The sequence below is a fragment of the Arenibacter nanhaiticus genome, from assembly GCF_900141935.1.
GTDB lineage: Bacteria > Bacteroidota > Bacteroidia > Flavobacteriales > Flavobacteriaceae > Arenibacter > Arenibacter nanhaiticus.
In genome coordinates this window covers 38,422-57,442 of record NZ_FQYX01000021.1, presented here as the reverse complement: position 1 = coordinate 57,442, position 19,021 = coordinate 38,422, and the positions used below count along the sequence as shown (strand labels likewise).

The 19,021-nt window shown below is 40.6% G+C and carries 15 protein-coding genes and 2 pseudogenes; 7 read left to right on the top strand and 10 right to left on the bottom strand.

Annotated features, from left to right (window positions below; all coding sequences use genetic code 11):
- The first annotated feature begins 557 nt into the window (after positions 1-557).
- Positions 558-1,256: pseudogene (deoD, locus tag BUA16_RS12575) on the top strand (purine-nucleoside phosphorylase).
- Positions 1,257-1,288: 32 nt separating this feature from the next.
- On the opposite strand, the gene BUA16_RS12570 reads toward deoD, so the two are convergent.
- Positions 1,289-2,128, bottom strand: a complete 840-nt coding sequence (locus BUA16_RS12570) for a universal stress protein (RefSeq protein ID WP_072765101.1) — start codon at positions 2,126-2,128, stop codon at positions 1,289-1,291.
- Between the two features lie 293 nt (positions 2,129-2,421).
- Here BUA16_RS12570 and BUA16_RS12565 point away from each other — a divergent pair, with 293 nt between their 5' ends.
- Both BUA16_RS12565 and BUA16_RS12560 read left to right on the top strand, forming a co-directional pair.
- A complete protein-coding gene (locus BUA16_RS12565; protein WP_072765100.1) occupies positions 2,422-2,877 on the top strand; it encodes a DUF2267 domain-containing protein in 456 nt (151 codons plus the stop codon).
- A 166-nt stretch (positions 2,878-3,043) separates the two neighbouring features.
- On the top strand, positions 3,044-3,673 hold the full coding sequence (locus tag BUA16_RS12560) for a WG repeat-containing protein (protein WP_072765099.1): 630 nt from the start codon (positions 3,044-3,046) through the stop codon (positions 3,671-3,673).
- Between the two features lie 295 nt (positions 3,674-3,968).
- On the opposite strand, the gene BUA16_RS12555 is transcribed toward BUA16_RS12560, so the two are convergent.
- Positions 3,969-4,373, bottom strand: a complete 405-nt coding sequence (locus tag BUA16_RS12555; RefSeq protein WP_072765128.1) for a DUF302 domain-containing protein — start codon at positions 4,371-4,373, stop codon at positions 3,969-3,971.
- 81 nt (positions 4,374-4,454) lie between these two features.
- Positions 4,455-5,414, bottom strand: a complete 960-nt coding sequence (locus BUA16_RS12550) for a 1-phosphofructokinase family hexose kinase (RefSeq protein ID WP_072765098.1) — start codon at positions 5,412-5,414, stop codon at positions 4,455-4,457.
- Positions 5,415-5,691: 277 nt separating this feature from the next.
- Here BUA16_RS12550 and BUA16_RS12545 point away from each other — a divergent pair, with 277 nt between their 5' ends.
- Positions 5,692-6,750, top strand: a complete 1,059-nt coding sequence (locus tag BUA16_RS12545) for a site-2 protease family protein (RefSeq protein WP_245795564.1) — start codon at positions 5,692-5,694, stop codon at positions 6,748-6,750.
- 962 nt (positions 6,751-7,712) lie between these two features.
- Here BUA16_RS12545 and BUA16_RS19155 read toward each other — a convergent pair.
- Positions 7,713-7,838, bottom strand: a pseudogene (locus BUA16_RS19155) (transcriptional regulator); the annotation flags it as partial.
- 306 nt (positions 7,839-8,144) lie between these two features.
- On the opposite strand from BUA16_RS19155, the gene upp reads away from it, so the two are divergent.
- Positions 8,145-8,798, top strand: a complete 654-nt coding sequence (gene upp, locus BUA16_RS12535) for a uracil phosphoribosyltransferase (protein WP_072765127.1) — start codon at positions 8,145-8,147, stop codon at positions 8,796-8,798.
- A gap of 26 nt (positions 8,799-8,824) precedes the next feature.
- Here the strand turns inward: upp and BUA16_RS12530 are convergent, their stop codons facing one another.
- Entirely contained in the window at positions 8,825-11,335 is a 2,511-nt protein-coding gene (locus tag BUA16_RS12530) for a cation-translocating P-type ATPase (protein WP_072765095.1), read from the bottom strand.
- Between the two features lie 203 nt (positions 11,336-11,538).
- Here BUA16_RS12530 and BUA16_RS12525 point away from each other — a divergent pair, with 203 nt between their 5' ends.
- A complete protein-coding gene (locus BUA16_RS12525) occupies positions 11,539-11,973 on the top strand; it encodes an Hsp20/alpha crystallin family protein (RefSeq protein ID WP_072765094.1) in 435 nt (144 codons plus the stop codon).
- Positions 11,974-12,065: 92 nt separating this feature from the next.
- Here the strand turns inward: BUA16_RS12525 and BUA16_RS12520 are convergent, their stop codons facing one another.
- Positions 12,066-13,700, bottom strand: coding sequence for an ArnT family glycosyltransferase (locus BUA16_RS12520; protein ID WP_072765093.1), 1,635 nt, complete (start codon positions 13,698-13,700; stop codon positions 12,066-12,068).
- 231 nt (positions 13,701-13,931) lie between these two features.
- Positions 13,932-14,261 (bottom strand): YtxH domain-containing protein, encoded by a 330-nt coding sequence (locus tag BUA16_RS12515; protein ID WP_072765092.1) that lies wholly within the window; start codon positions 14,259-14,261, stop codon positions 13,932-13,934.
- A 193-nt stretch (positions 14,262-14,454) separates the two neighbouring features.
- Here BUA16_RS12515 and BUA16_RS12510 point away from each other — a divergent pair, with 193 nt between their 5' ends.
- Entirely contained in the window at positions 14,455-14,958 is a 504-nt protein-coding gene (locus tag BUA16_RS12510) for a hypothetical protein (protein WP_072765091.1), read from the top strand.
- An 8-nt stretch (positions 14,959-14,966) separates the two neighbouring features.
- Here the strand turns inward: BUA16_RS12510 and BUA16_RS12505 are convergent, their stop codons facing one another.
- The 3 genes from BUA16_RS12505 to pta all read right to left on the bottom strand — a co-directional run bounded on the left by BUA16_RS12505 (position 14,967) and on the right by pta (position 18,954).
- The gene (locus BUA16_RS12505; protein ID WP_072765090.1) at positions 14,967-15,353 is read right to left on the bottom strand and encodes a hypothetical protein; all 387 of its coding nucleotides are present in this window, start codon (positions 15,351-15,353) and stop codon (positions 14,967-14,969) included.
- Between the two features lie 262 nt (positions 15,354-15,615).
- A complete protein-coding gene (locus BUA16_RS12500; RefSeq protein WP_072765089.1) occupies positions 15,616-16,809 on the bottom strand; it encodes an acetate/propionate family kinase in 1,194 nt (397 codons plus the stop codon).
- A 51-nt stretch (positions 16,810-16,860) separates the two neighbouring features.
- Positions 16,861-18,954 (bottom strand): phosphate acetyltransferase, encoded by a 2,094-nt coding sequence (gene pta / locus BUA16_RS12495; protein ID WP_072765088.1) that lies wholly within the window; start codon positions 18,952-18,954, stop codon positions 16,861-16,863.
- Positions 18,955-19,021: the final 67 nt, after the last annotated feature.

The following is a 19,021-nucleotide window of genomic DNA, read 5'->3' as shown; positions in this document are numbered from 1 at the left end:
GTGAAAAGCACTTGATTTTTTACGAAAATTAAAATAGGCCGGGTTCTTTTGATTTTAACCAATTGAGGTGAGTAGTATCTTTTATTGTAGCAAAAAGTCATATCGTCCGGTATTCCCGCGGTTTAGCGGGGGAGGAACTGATTACAATCATGAATTACCCCATAGGAACGTCCTATTTTTATACAATAGGGGCAGTTTTCTTAATAAATCCGGTAAAAAAACAATCAATATACAAAATTAGGCCTTCTTTATTTTAAAAATCCGCTATCATAGTCTTTTTGTATTAGCCTGATAGCATTCAAAATCCTATTTATATGCCCCATGCAATAACTGTATACGCTAGTTCATGCAGCCTAAGGGCATCCGCATAGTACTAATAAACAATCCTATACAAGGAATTCACGGTACAGTAGCTAGTAGTACCGACCATTTAACTATTGAAGAAAACAAAAATCAAAACAGGAAGAAAAATTAAATATAATTGGGGGGCAGCGGCTTCACTTTTAGAAGTCCCATGAGAAACTAGCATGATTTCCCCCTTAAATTAAGATAAGGGTATGAGTATTCATATTGAAGCCAAAAAAGGAGACATTGCCTCGACTGTATTATTGCCCGGTGACCCTATGCGGGCAAAATGGATTGCCGAGACATTTTTGGAAAATGTACTTTGTTACAATGATGTCAGGGGAATGTTAGGGTTTACCGGCAGTTTTAAAGGAAAGAAAATATCGGTACAGGGTAGTGGCATGGGAATCCCATCGGCCTTAATTTACTGTCATGAACTCATAACGGACTATGATGTAAAACGTCTTATCCGGGTAGGGTCTGCCGGGTCATATCAGGAAGATGTGCATATCAGGGATATCGTATTGGCCATGTCGGCCTCGTCTACTTCGGGCATCAACAATTCCCGTTTTATCAATGCCGATTTTTCACCGACTGCAGATTTTGGGTTGTTGCTAAAAGCCGCCAACTATGCCAACAAAAATAATTTAAATGTAAAAGCGGGCAATGTCCTTACTTCTGACGAATTCTATGAAGACGACCCCGAATCCTATAAACTATGGGCCTCCTATGGTGTGCTTTGTGTAGAAATGGAGGCGGCCGGCCTCTATACCATAGCAGCATAACACCGGGTTCAGGCGCTCGCTATATTAACCATCTCCGATTCTCTGGTCACTGGCCAACGAACGACGGCCAATGAACGGGAAAGCTCCTTTACAGAAATGATTCATATGGCCTTGAATATTTCCTAAACCATAAAGCATGGTTATCCCTGCTACCGGTACTAATAAATTAGAAAAGTCATCACGGGCACATCGGCCCTATTAGCAATATCTTCCCCAATACTTCCTTTAAAAAAATGGGTCATCCCCCTGTGGCCATGGGTGGTCAGCGCAATTAGATCGGCTTTTATTTTATGGCTATAGTGGTAAATACCCCGTTCTATACTAAAGGCACATTCATATACCACAGGCGGATTTTCTTTAAAATCGCCCTTATTCGCTTCCTGTAGAAATTCCGCTGTCAGCAGTTCCATTTCTTTGCTGCTTTTAAATTTTCCGTTGGGAAGGTTTACATATAGCAGGTGTAGCTTGGCCCCCAAGCTTTGAAGCAAACTCACGGCCTTTCGGTAGGCCGGAATGCTTTCCATTTCAAAATCGGAGGCAAAGACCACTCTTTCCAGTTTAAAATCGGGCAAATGCTTTTTAATCACCAAAACAGGCACTCGGGAAGTACGTACTACCTTTTCGGTATTAGAGCCCACAAAAAGAGCGCTTAAGCCGCTGCTGCCATGAGACCCCATTACAATAAGGTCTATTTGCTGCTCTTGGGCCACTTGGTTTATTTCGCTAAATATCTTGTAATTTTGAATGATTTCGGTAAGCTTAATCCCCTTTAGATACTCCTTGTCCAAGAATTTTTTAAACCGCTGTTTTGCCAATTTCATATAGTAATTGGCTTCTGCCATTTCTTGTGCTTCCCCAGTATTATAGACTACTGTCGTAATGCCCAGCATGTGCAGCACTACGATCTCTGCCGCATTTTGTTTGGCCATTCTACAGGCCACTTCCAAGGCATATTCGGAATGTTCGGAAAAATCTACGGGTACCAATATTTTTTTCATCTTTTTCTATTTATAGTTTTTTAACGGACATATCTAATTCGCACAGCTAAATCCATATTTGCGAGCAGTTCCCCGTCATGCTAATTTCATAACATCAGTTTTTAGCATTCTTTCCAAGAATTTAGTGACCAAGCACTTTACAATCTTATTGTTAAAGGTGCATTTTCGGGGAAATTCAAAAATAAATGTGCCAATAGCTAAAAATAGCAGGAAGAATTAACACTGAAAATGACCAATATCATTTCATCCTTCCCAGAGTTTCTCCACCTTAGTATTCAATAAAATTACAACTCATGTCACTAAATTTCAATCAATATGCTGCGGAAGGAAATACGTTTCTAAAATCGTATGCCCAAGAAATGAATCTTGGCGAAGATCGTGACAAGGCGGGTAGAATTTTGTCGTCTATCTTACATGCCTTAAGAGACATTATCCCCATGGAAGAGTCCCTGCAATTAATGGCGCAATTGCCCATGTTTTTAAAAGCCATTTACGCTAATGGATGGACGCATATACACAATAAGAAACCCAAAATTAAACATATGGCCTCTTTTTTAGATTTGGTGAGGGCATATGACGGTCCATCTGCGGTAAACGATTTTGAATTTAGCGATGAAGTGGCAGAAAAATATGTACGAAATACATTTCTATTCCTTAGGAAACACGTCTCCTTAGGAGAATTGGAGGATATCCGTGACGGACTGCCTAAAGGGCTGAAGAATATGATTTTTTCCAATATTATTTACTGATCAGATTACAGCCTACTTACCTTCCTAAAACCAACCATAGACCTTACAACCAGACAAACGGCATTAACGCTCTAGGCCTTGTTAAATCAAGACTTTCCCGCTTTACTGACGGCGTCTTGACTATCGCGTCCCCTTAATTTTAGTTTAACTTAAAAAATCGGATATTATGAAACGTTTACACTTCTTTTTAGCAATGCTACTGACAGTGCCTTTCTTTATGTTGGGCCAGATGGTTACCGAAATAGATGAGATTGCCCCGTTTAGCGAGGGTCTTTCGGCCGTAAGAAAAGGAAACCAATGGGGGTTTATTGACAAAAAAGGTGCCTTGGTCATTGATTTTAGAAACGATTTACACTGGACAAAGGATGCCAAAGACGACAAATTAAATGTGCTCGGGGTACGATACCCCATGTTTAGGGATGGACGATGTATGATTAAAAAAATGGAAGATGGCATTCCCCTATTTGGATTTATCGATACCAAAGGAAATATAGTGGTAGCAGCGGAATATTTAAATATATATCCTTTCGAAAACGGCAAAACAACCGGAGTGCTTTTTGACAAAACTTTAAAAGGAGAAAACGAGTTTAAGCTTAAAATTTATGAGTTTAAATTTCATGATGTTTTGTTAGATTCCTCGGGGGAAATCCTAGAATTTTACACTAAAAGAGATAACATACAAATGACCAAAAAAAGATATAAAACACCCTTTATTGGCGCAAAAATTATCTCCAAAGACCTTATTGCAGTATGGGTAGAAAACAAGGGATGGGAGATAAGAACAATTAGCCCCTAAGAAAAAGAAGAAGATGGGACATCATGGCTACTACCATCGTCCCTATATTTTTATAAAATGATTTTCCTAGCCTACTATTGGGAGTGCTTCCTTTGGGAAAGCCTAGAAGGTATTGCCCAAATTTGTCTTAAGACCTATGAATTAAAGTATGATTGTAAGTATAAATCCTTGCTGACTACCTTTCAAAGCTTATAAAGAAGGGCAGCCCTCATCGTCGCCACCTTCCCGATCAGTAGCACAAAAGTAAACCTCTGTGACTTCACTACAGACCACGAAAATTGTTTTTGGAAAGTTTTTAAAGGTAGCCTTGTCCTAAGCCTGTAATAACCTTTTGCAGTTTCTCCCCTACTTCTTGGGCTACTTTAGTCAAACTGTTATTTTCTATCGCCATCATGGATGCAGCCGGATTTACAGCAGCGATCTCTATGAGGCCTTTTTCTTTTTCCTGTACGATCAGGTTACAAGGCAACATGGTACCTATTTTATCTTCGGCTTGCAGGGCCTGGTAGGCAAAGGGAGGGTTACAGGCGCCTAATATCATATAGTTATAAAAGTCAACATCCAATTTTTTCTTTAGCGTTTCCTTCATATCTATTTCGGTCAACACCCCAAAGCCTTCTTTTTGTAAAGCCTTTTTGGTGGTGGCGATAGCTTCTTCAAAGTTGGTATTCTTAAGTATAGTATGATAATAATACTCCATTGCTTTCATGTATTAGGTTTATTAGCTAGATTAAGAGAACCGTCAGTTTGGCAATACGAGCCACCACAAAACACCTCAACTTTAAAATCTTATTCTCGAAGATTTATCGGTATTTTTCTGAATCCACTGGTATAGGGGTTCTATATCATCCATTTTACAGAGCTGTGTTCCCGCACTCATGGTCGCTGCCGTACCACAGGCGACACCAAATTGGGCCATTTCCATATGGCTACCGCCCATGGCCAATCGAAAAATCATGCCGGCAACCATACTGTCTCCGGCTCCAATGGTACTTTGCTGATATACAATAGGAGCGGTAATATAGGCTACCTCATCTTTGGTAACCATAAGCGCACCTTGTGCCCCTAAAGAAACAACCAGGATTTCGCAGGGAGTATGGTCCATAAACACTTTTGCCGAGGCCTCCAGATCCCTAAAAGACATGGTCTGTACCCCGCAAAGAGTGCTGAGTTCCCCTAAATTCGGTTTTAACATATATACCCCCGCCGTGGCACCTTTAACCAATGCTTCGCCAGAAGTATCCAAGACATACTTAGCCTTTTTCTTTTGGGCAATTAGTCCAACTTTGGCGTAAAAATCAATGGGCATACCTGGTGAAAGACTGCCGCTGGCCACTAAAAAATCGCCCTCCTCCAATAACAACTCCAATTCCTGTAACACCTCCTGGCATTCCCCTTCAGACACTTCGGGCCCTGGCATTCCAAAACGGTATTGATGGTTCTGAACGGTATCGGTAACGGCAAGGTTCTCTCTTGTCCACCCCTTTATAGGGATCACCTTTTGGGAAATGTCCAGATCTATTAAAATGTCCTTGAGGTGATTGCCGGTCGCCCCTCCGGCCATATACATACATAAGGACGATCCTCCCAGCTCTTTCAGCACATGGGACACATTAATTCCACCTCCCCCAGCTTCAAACACCGGGCTAGTACAGCGCAATTTGCTGTTAGGTTTTAAACCAGCAACCGTAGTACTCTTATCGATCGCCGGATTTACGGTAAGAGTGATAATATTTTTCATTTTAAATTCGTATTTCTCAAATGTAAACCTATCCGCTTACCTTGCATATGATTAAAGTCATTGTACCAAGGGTGTATCTTCTATACTTTAACTTTTGATTATAAGCTATTTGACAAAATAACTTTGGCAAAAATCAAGCGCCGTTTAAATAGGTACCGTAGTATTTTAGCCTCCTTTACCATATTGGTTGGGGGCTATATTCCTGTGATGCCTCGAAAACCGCTTGTAAAACCGGCATAAGCAATATACTATGAAAGGCACTTTAAAATTGGGTAGGATGGCAGGCATAAAAATTGAGGTACACTGGACCTTTAGTTTATTGTTGCTCTGGGTCGTTTTTCTCGATTCCCAAAGAGGTGGAAACCTGCTCAGCGCCTTATTCAATATAGGTTTTGTGCTGGTACTTTTTTTCTGTGTGGTACTCCATGAATTGGGCCATGCCCTAACCGCCAGAAAATTTCAGATAAAGACCCATCAAATTACCCTTTTACCCATAGGAGGTGTCGCCTCTCTCGAAAAAATGCCCGAAAAACCGGGTCAGGAATTGTTGGTCGCCCTGGCCGGACCGGCCGTTAATGTGGTCATAGCCCTGTTGTTGATCTTGTTGTTTCCCATTACAAAATATTTAAGCATGGATCAGGCCGGAATAGAGCTCCTATTAAAAACACCCAATTTTCAGGGGTTTATTTTCTACCTGTTTTTGGCCAACGCCATGTTGGTACTCTTTAACCTAATTCCAGCCTTCCCCATGGATGGCGGCAGGGTGCTTAGGGCCCTATTGGCCTATAAAATGGGGCGGGTAAAAGCTACCGCCATAGCCAGCAGTTTGGGGCAATTACTGGCAGTATTCTTTTTTATGCTAGGGGTGCTCATCAATCCCTTTTTAATATTGATTGCCTTTTTTATTTTTATCAGCGCCTATGGGGAGAATAAAATGGTGAAACAAACATCGCTCCTTCAAGGGCATACAATAAAAGAGGCCATGCTTACCAAAATAACCCTTCTACACCCCGACAACACCTTACAGGAAGTGATTGATGTTGTCTTGGCCGGGACCGAAAAGGATTTTGTTGTCATGGCCCATGAAAAAATCGTTGGTGTCGTATATCACAAAGACATTATAAAACATGCCCACACCCCCTCTATAAAGGTCAAAGAAATTATGCAGGCTTCCTTTAAGACCCTTGAAGCCTCCACAGATTTGGTACAGGTTATGGAGATGATCGCTAGCGAGAAAAGGAACTTTTTTCCGGTCACCGATAAGAATAAATTCAGCGGTGCTATCGACCTTACCAATATCAGCGAATTTATATTGCTACGAACCCATGCTTCCTAAAACTGGGCCCTTTATGTTTTAGCTGCCCATTTGCTTTTTAATTTGGGCGTTCCCTCCTTCGTCGGGCGGGCTCTTGGCTATATCCCTTGCTCCGCTGCGGGGATGCCGCCGCGATCCCTAACGCGGGGTTCATGAATCAATGTAACAATGAGGGAATGAATCAATTGGTTCATTTGAAGATTTGATAATGGGTTAATTTGAAATGAGCATGACTGAGACCGCGTCGCAAACACGATTTCGGCTATGTGAATTTCATTTTCTACTTCCTACACGGCTTACTCTTGCCGGTACGAGCGTGACGCTCGCACTAGCGGTCAATTTCTTTTTTAATCTAATTAATGGTTACATAGAACAATTGCGGCATTTTTATAATCCCTAATTTTCAAATCAACGCCCTTCCCGCTCCGCAAAGTCTCCCGACTTTTAGGGGCATTTATGTCTTCAGTTCTAATAAAAGACATGTTGTAATCCTGTTCTCGATACTATTTTCCTTGCTACGCTACGGAAAATCACTCCTGACGTAATGATTGCTCCCCCTTTGCGCCGATGCAAAAGCTTTGGCGACACACGGTCAGGGGGAATCCGTATGATTCAACCTTTTAGTAAATAGGATCGGTCAACTTTTTGATGAGCTGCAGGTTATCCGTATAACTTCATAACAGGATAACAAGATAACTATTTATTGTTTATTGAAAATGACTGCAGCTAAGGCCACCGCGCCATCTGGCTCCTTACTACAAATGTAAGTCGTTGCATTTTTCGTGCGGTCCTTCTGAAAACTGCTTACCATTCAATGCTTGCTGGTTACTTTATTTCTATCATATAACTAAAAATGTATTTGTTCAATATTTACCAAAAGTCATTTTGAACGGTAGTCCCTGACTTCAGCGGTAATTATTTATAGAAAAACAACCATTAGCGCAATGACAACCCTCGGAAGCCGTTGTCGTAAAATTTACTTTTTATAATTCGATTGAAATTTTAACCTTTCCTCCTAGTCCTTTCTCTACGATATCGTAGAGGGTTTTTAAGGTCAGGTTACTTCCATTATTTTCCACACGGGATATGTAAGTTCTTTTTTTGTCAATCTGTACTTCCTGTACAACACTGATAATTGTTTACTGTTAATTGTTTATTGTTAACTGTTTATTGCTTATTGAAAAAGCGTTAGCTATTGCAGCGGCATCCTTTTTTGGGCGGCCCTGCCGGCTAAAAAAGATACAGCGGAAAGAGCGCCCCGTTAGGGGAACGCCCAAAACAAAAACAATAAAATTGATGAAGGAATTGGGAGTCTATCAGGTTTTATGGCACCCTGGCTTTTTATAATATAAAAGGAGGTTAAACAATTTTTGGACCTTTTAAAAAATTGTATTTTAGCCAAAATTCATTTTCTTATGACTGTCCACTATTTTGGCGAGGGAAACTCCCTTCTTAATCAATTCGTAGCCGAACTCAGAGATGTAAACATCCAAAAAGACTCCATGCGGTTTAGGCGTAATATTGAGCGTATTGGTGAAATTCTAAGCTATGAGTTAAGTAAGGAACTTCGTTATAGCAAGAAAACGGTGCAGACTCCCCTGGGGACCAAGGAAATGTCCTTGCCTACGGACGATTTGGTGCTTTGTTCTATACTGCGAGCCGGACTTCCCCTGCACCAAGGGCTTCTTAATTATTTTGACGGGGCCGAAAATGGCTTTATTTCTGCCTATAGACATCACGAAGGCGATGAAGATGATTTTGAAGTCATTGTCAAGTATTTCGCTACGCCATCTCTAGAAAATAAAACCCTGATCTTGGCCGATCCTATGGTGGCCACTGGTAGGTCTTTGGAAAATGTCCTACAGGGGCTTGAAGCATACGGAAGACCCAAACAAATCCATATTCTTGCCATAATTGGCTCGGAACAAGGTATTGAACACATCAAAAAAGTCTTCCCAAAGGACACCCATTTATGGATTGCCGCCATCGATGAAAAATTGACCAACAGGGGTTATATTGATCCAGGCCTTGGCGATGCAGGTGATTTGGCCTACGGGATAAAACTGTAAAAAGCCGATTCGTTTAACAACAGCCATTAGGAGACTGCTGCTGTTGTTATACGCGTCCTCCATTTTACTATTTCATACCAGATGGTGGTTATAAAACCAACCATACTGCTACAGAAAAATTGAAAAATAGTTAAGGTTTCAAATTTAAAGAACTGGGTAAAAGGCTTTACAAAGAGCAATAGGGCCGTAATAAGGATGGTTATTCCGATCATGACAGGCAGCAGCTTATTTTTATTTTTCAAGGAATCCCAAATAGAAAAATAAAAGGAACGGTTCACCAGGGTTAGGAATATATTGGCCGTAATTAATACCACAAATACCATGGTACGGGTACTCTCTTCGCTATATTGGTACTTTATGGCCAGTTGATAGACCCACAAAGCACCCAGCGCTATTACAAGCCCCTGAACAATACTCGTTATCAACTCTTTCCATTTAAAAAAAGTGGTGGTAAATAACCTGGGTTTTTGAACCATGGTATTTTTTTCCATGGGTTCGTTTTCATAAATAATAGAACAGGTAGGCCCCATGATCAGCTCCAAAAGGATGACATGTGCAGGGGTAAAAATATTGGGATAGGTCCACCCCAGTGCCAAGGGCACAAACACCACCAGAATAATGGGGATATGGATAGAAATAACGTATTGTATGGCTTTTTTTAGGTTGGTATATATTTTTCTTCCCATGGCAATGGCATCGATCATTTTCGCCAAATCGTCATTGACCAAAATCAAGGAGGCAGCCTCTTTGGCTATTTCCGTTCCTTTTTTGCCCATCGCAATGCCAATATGAGATGCTTTGAGTGCCGGAGCATCGTTTACGCCATCCCCTATCATGGCCACCACGCCATTTTTGGCCTTTAAGGCATTTATGATGCGTAGTTTAGCTTCGGGAAACATTCTGGTAAACACCTGAATTTCTATCACTTTTTCCTGTAATGCGGCATCGCTGAGCTCCATGAGCTGGTCTCCTGTCATACTTTTTTCGTACCCTCTAAACCCCACTTGTTTAGCGATGGCTGTGGTGGTTACCGCATTATCCCCGGTCACTATTTTTACCACAATTCCGGCCTTATGGAAATCTTCCAATACCGATGGGATGTTTTTTTTGGGAGGATCGTAAAAGGCGACGAGCCCTATAAAATGAAAAGGAAAGTCTTGTTGGTTTTTGGGATAATGATGCTCTTTACACTGTGCCTCCCCCACCCCCAATATCCGATACCCATCTTGGCCCAATTGCCGAATCGTTTCTATAATCTGTTGTTGCTGTTCTTTTGTTAGCTGGGAAATCTCTAAAAAAGCCTCGGGAGCCCCTTTTGCGGCAATGATGCGATTGCCGGCAGCATTTTCAAAGATATGGGTCATCATCGGCGGCTTACCCCCTAAAGGGTATTCATGCACCATTTTATAATGTACGCGCTCGTCTACCGGTATCCGCTGCGAATAGCAGTCGTGAAGTGCCTTTTCCATTGGGTCAAAGGGTATAGGTTCACTGGCCCACATAGCCATCGCTATCAAGTGTTCGGCGGCAGCATCCATTGGCCCTTCCAAACTCCGCACCTTTTGAGTGGACATATCATAAGTTCTGGCTAAATCCATTTTGTTTTCTGTAATAGTCCCCGTTTTATCGGTACAGATAATGGTAGCACTCCCCAAGGTTTCAACGGTTTTCATCTGCTTTACTACAATCCCCATTTTCATTAATCGCCAAGCTCCTAAAGCCATAAAAGTGGTAAAGGCAACGGGAATTTCTTCTGGTAAAATACTCATTGCCAAGGTCAGTGCCTTTAATAAACTGTCCAATAGGTTTTGGGAATAGAAAAAATTGAGTCCCCACACAATTAGAAAAACTACCGTTCCCGCTCCCGCCATCTTTGTTACAAAATTTTGAATCTGTAACTCCAAGGGTGTTTTTTCTTCTTGCATGTCTTGTAAGCCTTGGCCTATGGCAGCCCATCGGGTATTGTTTCCTATGGCGATTACCCTGGCAATGGCCAAACCGCTGGCTACCGTAGTACCACAATACACTATATTGTCTTTCTTGCCGGCATCCTTGTATACCGAAAGAGATTCCCCCGTAAGGGTAGCTTCGTTCACTGAAAAATCATTGGAATGTAGAATGCGCCCATCGGCAGTGATAATACTGCCTTCCGCTACCATAAGACAATCGTCGATGACCAATTCCTCGCTCCTTATCTCAATGACCGTCCCATTTCGTATGACTTTGCAATGAGGCTGGGTATACTGTTTTAACTTCTCCAAAGCATTGCGGCTTCTAGTATCTTGGTACAAAGAGATAGATGCTACCAATACAATGGCCATGGCAAGAAAGATAGCATCGCCGAGGTTGCCACTGATAAAATAAATAAAGGAGGCCACCAACAATAATATGACCATGGGCTCTTTGGCCAAACTTTTTAGGATACTTAAAAATCGATTCTCCTTCTTGTAATCTAATCGGTTTTGGCCATGAGTAGCCCTAGAAAGGCGTACCTCGTCATCGGTAAGTCCGTTAATTCCAAAATTGTCTATAGACATACGACCGTTATAAAGTTTGTAACAGCAAATACAGGCCCTCGTAAAGTTTATAAAATGGAACTAATGGCCGCTGCCGCTGAAGATAACTCAAAAATAACGGTAAAAACAGCCCTATCAACTGACCCATATCATATTATATCTTCCTTGTTGGTAGTAATTTGCGATACCTAAAGAAAGAATTGTTTAACCTAAAATATTATGTTATGTCACTTATAAAGTTCAACAGAAGACCTTGGGCCAATCTTTTGCCCCAAGAGTTTTTTAATACAAATGAGTTCTTTACCGACAGAAGATGGTGGGATATCATGGAAGAACCGGCCATGAACATTAAAGAACTAAAGGATGGTTTTGAAATAGAGCTGGCGGCACCGGGCTATTCCAAAAAGGATTTTGAAATTGAGATAGACAACGGATGTCTCAATATCTCGGCACAAAATTCGAGTTCCAAGGAGCGGGAAGAGGAGAATTACAGTCGAAGGGAATTTAGCTATACCTCCTTTAAAAAATCGCTTCAATTACCCGAGAATGTCCTTGATGAAGAAATTAAAGCTACTTATAAGGACGGAATTCTTACATGTATTCTCTCTAAAAAAGAAGGAAATAAAACCAACAAACCTAAAAAAATAGAAATTTCATAGTATTTCCAAACTTTGAATACGGCCCTTACAGTATTCCCGTTTCTGTAATAGAAACAAAAGTACTATAAGGGTTTTATTTTTTTAACAAGGGATCAATAATACAGACGCCATTGATCAATTTCGATTTGATGTTTAAAGTTCTCTATCTGATCACATAGGAAATCGGAAATCGTATCTTTTTTTCGAACTAGTAACACCGTATTTTTCGCTTGCATCAATTGCTGTAATTTTCGCAGTTCTTTCTCATGGGAAATATCCAATAAATTTTCCCGATACAAGGTATCCTCCTCAAATTGTATATCCCTCCTTACCCTCGTAGTATTGCCCTTGACAGTGATGATATCTTGGTTTAGATAAAAGGATGCCGAGGGTATAAAAACGTCCAAGGCTATGAGGTGCCCAATAGAATCGCCCTTCTTTTCCTTGGCCAAGGCTACTATATTCTTGATCGTATTAATAGTATTCGGATTTTTTGACCCAAATAACGGATAACTTAGGACAAGGCCAATGGTAAAAAGCAGGCTAAAGGCCATCAACTTATAATGTCTTTGCAAGCTCGTATTATAATAAAGTATCCCAAGACCCAAGATTAAAAACACTGCCAGCATAAGGGAGTACCTAACATCTATACGTATCTCCATTATAAAATCCCCTAAGATCAAAAAGAGCGACAACACCACTATTAGCAGCCCGTAAAATAGGCTGTAATTCTTAATTTTATCGAAGGGGATTAAAAAGAAAAGGTATCCCGACAGTATGGCCATAAACGAAAACAGTGGTAAAATATAAAGTACTAGCTTCGATGAAAAGGCCGAAAATAGTATAAACAAGCTCCCAATGGTCCAAAGCAACACTAAAGGAAGGGTTTTATTCTTTAAATATTTTTTATACGCCCGGGCAGTACAAACAACCATAATGGGCAACCATGGAAACCCCACCAATGGCGCCAAGATCAGGTAATACCAAAAAGGTTTGTTTCTATGGAATTTCTCGGCAGTTAAGGACCGTGCTATGATTTGGTCATTGATCAAATAGTCTAAAAAATGAGGGGTATTGGTCATAACGGCAAGGAACCAAGAACTAGACAACAACAAGCACAAAACAAATCCGAGATAATGATGAATCGTTAAAGCAATAGTCTCCTTGTATAGCACTTTCCACACCACCAGGAATATTACCACCGGTAGCACTGCCACGGGTCCCTTTGTTAAAAAGGCCAGTGCCAATACTATAAAAAACCCATATAAATAGCGGGGAGCTCGGTTTTTTTTATAACACAATATCCAATAAACACTCCATATAACAAAGGTTGCCATATAAGCATCTGTAGTCAATACCCTAGCGGCAATCAGCACTATGGGAAAAGAAAAATATATGATGGCAGCAGCGAGGGCTACCTTTAGATCATTAAATAAAAGTTTTGAAATTTTGAAGACCAATAACAGCTGAAACACCAAGGCCACACTCAGAAAAAATCGGGCTCCATACTCGTTGATCCCAAAAATCTGATACCCCATTACCGTAATATAATAAGTGATGGGCGGTTTATGGTAGTGTTTTATCCCTAACAGTGTAGGATGCAGGTACTCATGGTTCAATACCATTTCACGGCTAATTTCCGCATATCTGGCCTCGCTACTTTCTGTAAGCCCCCAAGATCCAAGACCTATATTTATTAGTAAAAAAAGGGGAATAAGGGACCAATAGAAAATTTTTTGAATGTTCATTCCTAAAAAAATAAGGTCCTTAAACAGGTTTACTACCTGATTTGCAGCTTCTTAAATTTAAAAAAACTATTTCTAGGAGTACTCCTTAGGGGAAAGGAAACCGTTGTTTTAATACATCCATACGACCAATAACAGTTTTACCCTTAGTAGCTAAGGGGAAATTAGGTATGACCGTAAAACACCCTTTCTTTTAAAAAGGTTTTACCACAAGGCTAGCCTAGCCAGATGGCATTATTTTTGGAATTGGGCATTTTTCTTTCTAAGCTCTTCTAGCTTACGCTCCAAGGTCGCTATCATATCGTCTGCCTTATAGCTCATATTGGACATACTTTCTTCTAGTTTTTGTTCAAAGGCTACTTTTTTTTCATGAGCAGATTTTGTCAACTCATCCTTGGCATGATGGATACGTTCTTGGATATCGTGTGTAGCACTGGAAACCTTTCTTTTTATTTTTCCTCTTGTTTCCAACCCTTTATCCGGGGCGTATAAAATGCCTATTCCAGCTCCAATGGCAGCTCCTGTCAATAAAGCCAATAAAATATTACCGCTATCGTTTTGCATGATTGTTTGGTTTTAAAATGGATATATTACTTTCTCTGTTATCACAAAACTACAAGGGAAAAGAACAACTTGGAATGATTTTTATCAGGTACTATAAGGAATGTAAATCCTCAAAATCATTCAAAAAATCGAACTTTTTTCTTATCTTAACAATGAAATACTGCCCCAATTGGTTTTTTATACCACAAAAATTATGAAACCAAGCACCAAAAAAAGGAAAAAAAAACACTTTCTAATAAAAGCGTTTCACCATTTATGGCAAATAGAACAAGCTATTATGATCATAAGGGAAAATAGCGCTATGGACTCAAAACTGTCTGTTCTTGGGAAATTGGACACCGAGGCCTTTAGTGATGAAACTACGCTTTTAAATGAAAAAATATCCTTGGAGACCCATTGGAAAAAAACCTTAAGAACCACGAAGCATTTCGGTTTTTTCTACAATCCAGAAATAGGAACCATCTATATAGCCGGACCATTGGCTCCTATTTTTTTACACGAGGTAGATGGCAAAAAACTAGGCGCTATGTCCAGTGGCCCCTATGGAATTTTGCGTGGGCTTGACTTTAAGGAAGAGGAAGCCCTAAGGCTCCTAAGGACCTTGCACAAAGGAGGATACTTAATAGTAGTGAGGGCCTTTGATGAAGAATTAAAATATATTGAAAACTCCCTTCAAGACCTCGATAAATCGGCCTAATTCCCATCCTACATATGTTTGCTCAGAAAGTAGAAAAAATCCTTTTTGAGTTTCATGTATTCAGGTAATTTTAAAGCTATTACACTCTTTATTTCGAGATGACTCTCGTGTAGATGCGTATGGATTGGCTTATCGTCCTGAACTTGCTGTTCGCTGACCATAGCTTTGTGTTTTCCGATATCTTGCCGCAACCCGTTTAAATCTTCCTTTTGCAATATAAACTCACCTTGATAATGCTCTAATTGGGCCAATAAATTTTGATTTTTCCAGCGTTTTCTCAATTCTTCCAAACGGTGCTCTAAAGAATATAGCTCTTCTTCCCAATGGTCTAATTCCTTTTTCCATTGTAGGTATTCTAAATGCAATGCTGCCCCGGTAATTCCCTCACTATCCATATTTCCTTATATATATACCCGCTGTTATTAACTCAAAATTCATCTCAAAACTATTCGTTTTAATTTTTATATGATATGATTTAAGTCATTTCATAGTTTCTAGCAAAATCCTATTATAAATGGTTTGTACGTTGATTTCTAGGTAGCTATTTATTATTTTTTAAAGGTCATACTTCGGCTTCGCTCAGTACAAGCATGTAATAAGCATAATTGAATTCGTGTTTGCGAACAGTTTTCGGTCATGCTCGTCTCCTTTAAAACACTACACCAACTGCCCTAATAATTCATGGGCTTGTTTCGCTATTTCCAATTCTTCATCAGTAGGGATCACCAAAATTTTCACCTTCGCTGTAGGGGTGTTTATTTCCCTTATACTTGCTTTTTTAGCGTCATTTCTAGCAGCATCTAAATGAAGTCCCATATAGTCCATATCACGACATACCATGGCCCTAAGGGTAGCGGAATTTTCTCCTATTCCGGCCGTAAAAACCAAGGCATCCAATCCGTTCATAGCAGCCGTATAAGCCCCAATATATTTTTTTATGCGATATGCATTCATTTCTAGGGCCAGCATACAGGCCTTATTTCCGTTTTCGGCTTCAGCTTCTATCTCCCTTAAATCGGAATATCCAGTGAGTCCGTACATACCACTTTTTTTAACCAAAAGTGTGTTTACTTCTTCTAGGCTGTAGCCCAATGTTTTGACCAAATGAAAAATTATGGTCTGATCGATGTCCCCGCACCTGGTCCCCATAATAAGTCCGTTCGAAGGGGTAAACCCCAAACTGTGATCTATGCTTTTTCCCTCGGATACCGCAGTCATACTACAGCCATTGCCTAAATGCACCGTAATAACCTTAGCTTTTTTGTTTTCCAAATAATCGTTGGCCACTTCTGAAACATATTTATGACTGGTTCCATGAAAACCATACACTTGTATTCCGTGCTCGGTATAGAACTCATTGGGAATGGCATATTTTTTTGCCTTGACCGGAATGGTCTGGTGAAAGGCGGTGTCAAAAACCGCGATCTGTTTGGCAGCAGTAAATATAGTTTCGGCCAAGATAATGCCTTCCAAATTGTGCGGATTGTGCAATGGCGCCAAGGCGCATAGTTGTTTAATTTTATCTTTTACCGCCTTCTCTATCAGGGTCGTTTTAGAGAAAGAATTTCCGCCGTGAACCACCCTATGCCCAACAACAGCAATTTCATTGCTGTCTTTTATCACTCCTTTATCTTTGTCTAATAATAGATCTGCTATTTTTAGCAAACCTACTTTATGATTGGGAATTTCCTGCTTTTCTTTAATATCTACAGCATCGGATTTATAACTCGTAACCGCATTTTTATTGCCTATCGCATCGATCATTCCCTTGCAAAGAACTTTTTTTGCCGGCATTTGGATCAGTTGATATTTAATGGACGAACTACCAGAATTGAGGATTAATATTTTCATGCTTATTTTTTAATGTTAAGAGCCTATATACAGCCTCTTAATTATTTGTTTTTAAATGCCCTGTGCTTGGATGGCTGTTATAATGACCGTATTGATCACATCGTTTACGGTACAGCCTCGGCTTAAGTCGTTTACCGGTTTATTGAGGCCCTGTAACATAGGTCCTATAGCCATAGCTCCTGTTTCTCGTTGCACGGCCTTATAGGTATTGTTACCGGTATTCAGGTCGGGAAAAATAAATACACTGGCTTTTCCCGCCACTTCGGAATTCGGCATTTTACTCTGCCCTATTTTTTCGTCTACGGCCGCATCGTATTGAATAGGACCTTCTACCTTTAAATCGGGGCGTAATTTTTTTACGATTTCCGTTGCCGTACGTACTTTATCGACATCGGCCCCTTGTCCCGAGGCCCCGGAAGAATACGATAGCATGGCTATTCTGGGTTCTATCCCAAAAGCGAGACTGCTCTCCGCCGAAGAAATGGCAATTTCCGCCAATTGTTCGGCGGTCGGATTTGGGTTAATGGCACAGTCGCCAAAAATGGTGACACGGTCGTCTAAACACATAAAAAATATAGAGGATACTACCGATACCCCTGGTTTGGTTTTTACAAACTGTAATGCCGGTCTGATGGTGTGCTGGGTGGTATTCACTGCCCCAGAGACCATCCCGTCCGCGTGTCCCTTATAAACCATCATGGTCCCGAAATAAGAAACGTCTTCCATTAAATCGCGGGCCATAGCCAAGTTGACGTTTTTATGTTTCCGCAAGCTGTACAACGTCTGCACATAGTCCTCAAAATCAGGCGACTTTTTAGGGTCTATGATCGTTATGCCCGACAGATCCAAGGAAAATTCCAATCTGGATAAGGATTCCTCTATTTGTTTTTTATCTCCTAGCAAGCTTAACCTTACCGCATTGGATTCTACCAACTTATAGGCTGCCTTTAAAATTCGATCGTCCGATCCTTCGGGGAGCACAATGTGTTTTTTGTTGGCCTGTGCCCTTCTCAAAAGGTTGTATTGAAACATTCTTGGGGTAATACCGTTCGCCTGGAAAGTAATGAGCCGCTCTGCCAACACCTCTACCGGCACATATTTTTCAAAGTCATGGATAGAGGCCGTAATCTTATGGGTATTTTCTGCATAGATCATCGGCTTTATATTGCCTATGCTATTGGTGACCGCAAAAGTCCCTCCCGGAACCGAAATAACAGGAACTACCTCAGACAGGCCTTCTATCAATTTTATTATGGGCTCCTCGGGCATTAAGCCTCCGGTGAGGACAATCCCGGAAATGTTGGGGTAATTGGCAGATATGTTTGCCTGTAAAGCTCCTAATATTATATCGGCCCTATCTCCCGGTGTTATCACCAAGCTATTTTCTTTAAGGTGAATAATATAATTTCGCAATTGCATGGCTCCTACACTAAAAGCACCTGCCTGGTTATTGACAAAAGATTTTCCAAACAAAACCTTCCCATTTAATTCCTTGACAATTTCCTTGATAGAAGGATTTGCCAAAGCAGGATTCATAGGAATAGCATTGATCAGCACCTGATTAGGCAAATGTCCCTGTAGCTCTCGGATAACCCATGATAGGTTTTCTGGTTGTACCTTATTGGCGATAACCGATAGTACCTCAACGCCTTTTTCCTTAAAAGAATCATAGGCCATATGCATGGTACCCACAAAATCGTCCATGGTCTTCCCTACCCCACTACTGATTATAATGGCCGGAATACCCAAATTTTTGGCTATAAGCACATTGATATCCCATTCTATAATAGATCCTTCCCCGGAAAAACTGGTTCCCTCTACCAACACAAAATCGTAGCGGTCTTCTACCGCTTTGTATTTTGCTATGATGGTACTTATAATTTCCTCATCCCTATTTTTGTTTTTCATAGCGATGATCTCCGATCTGGTATAGGCGTAGGCCTCTTTAAACTTCAAATCCAGATCAAAATGATGTAGCATGGTATTGATATGGTTGTCCATACCACCTGGACTGAAATCGTCTATAATGGGCCTAAAATAACCAACCTTTGCTGTCTTGCCCAGCAACATATGCATAAGGCCCAATGAAACAATAGATTTACCCGTATTAGGTCCGGTTGTGGCAATATAAATCGCTTTACTCATAAATTTTTAATTCGTTTAATAGCAGAATTCCATAAATCAAAAGTGCCTAGCAGGAAATTTCACTAAG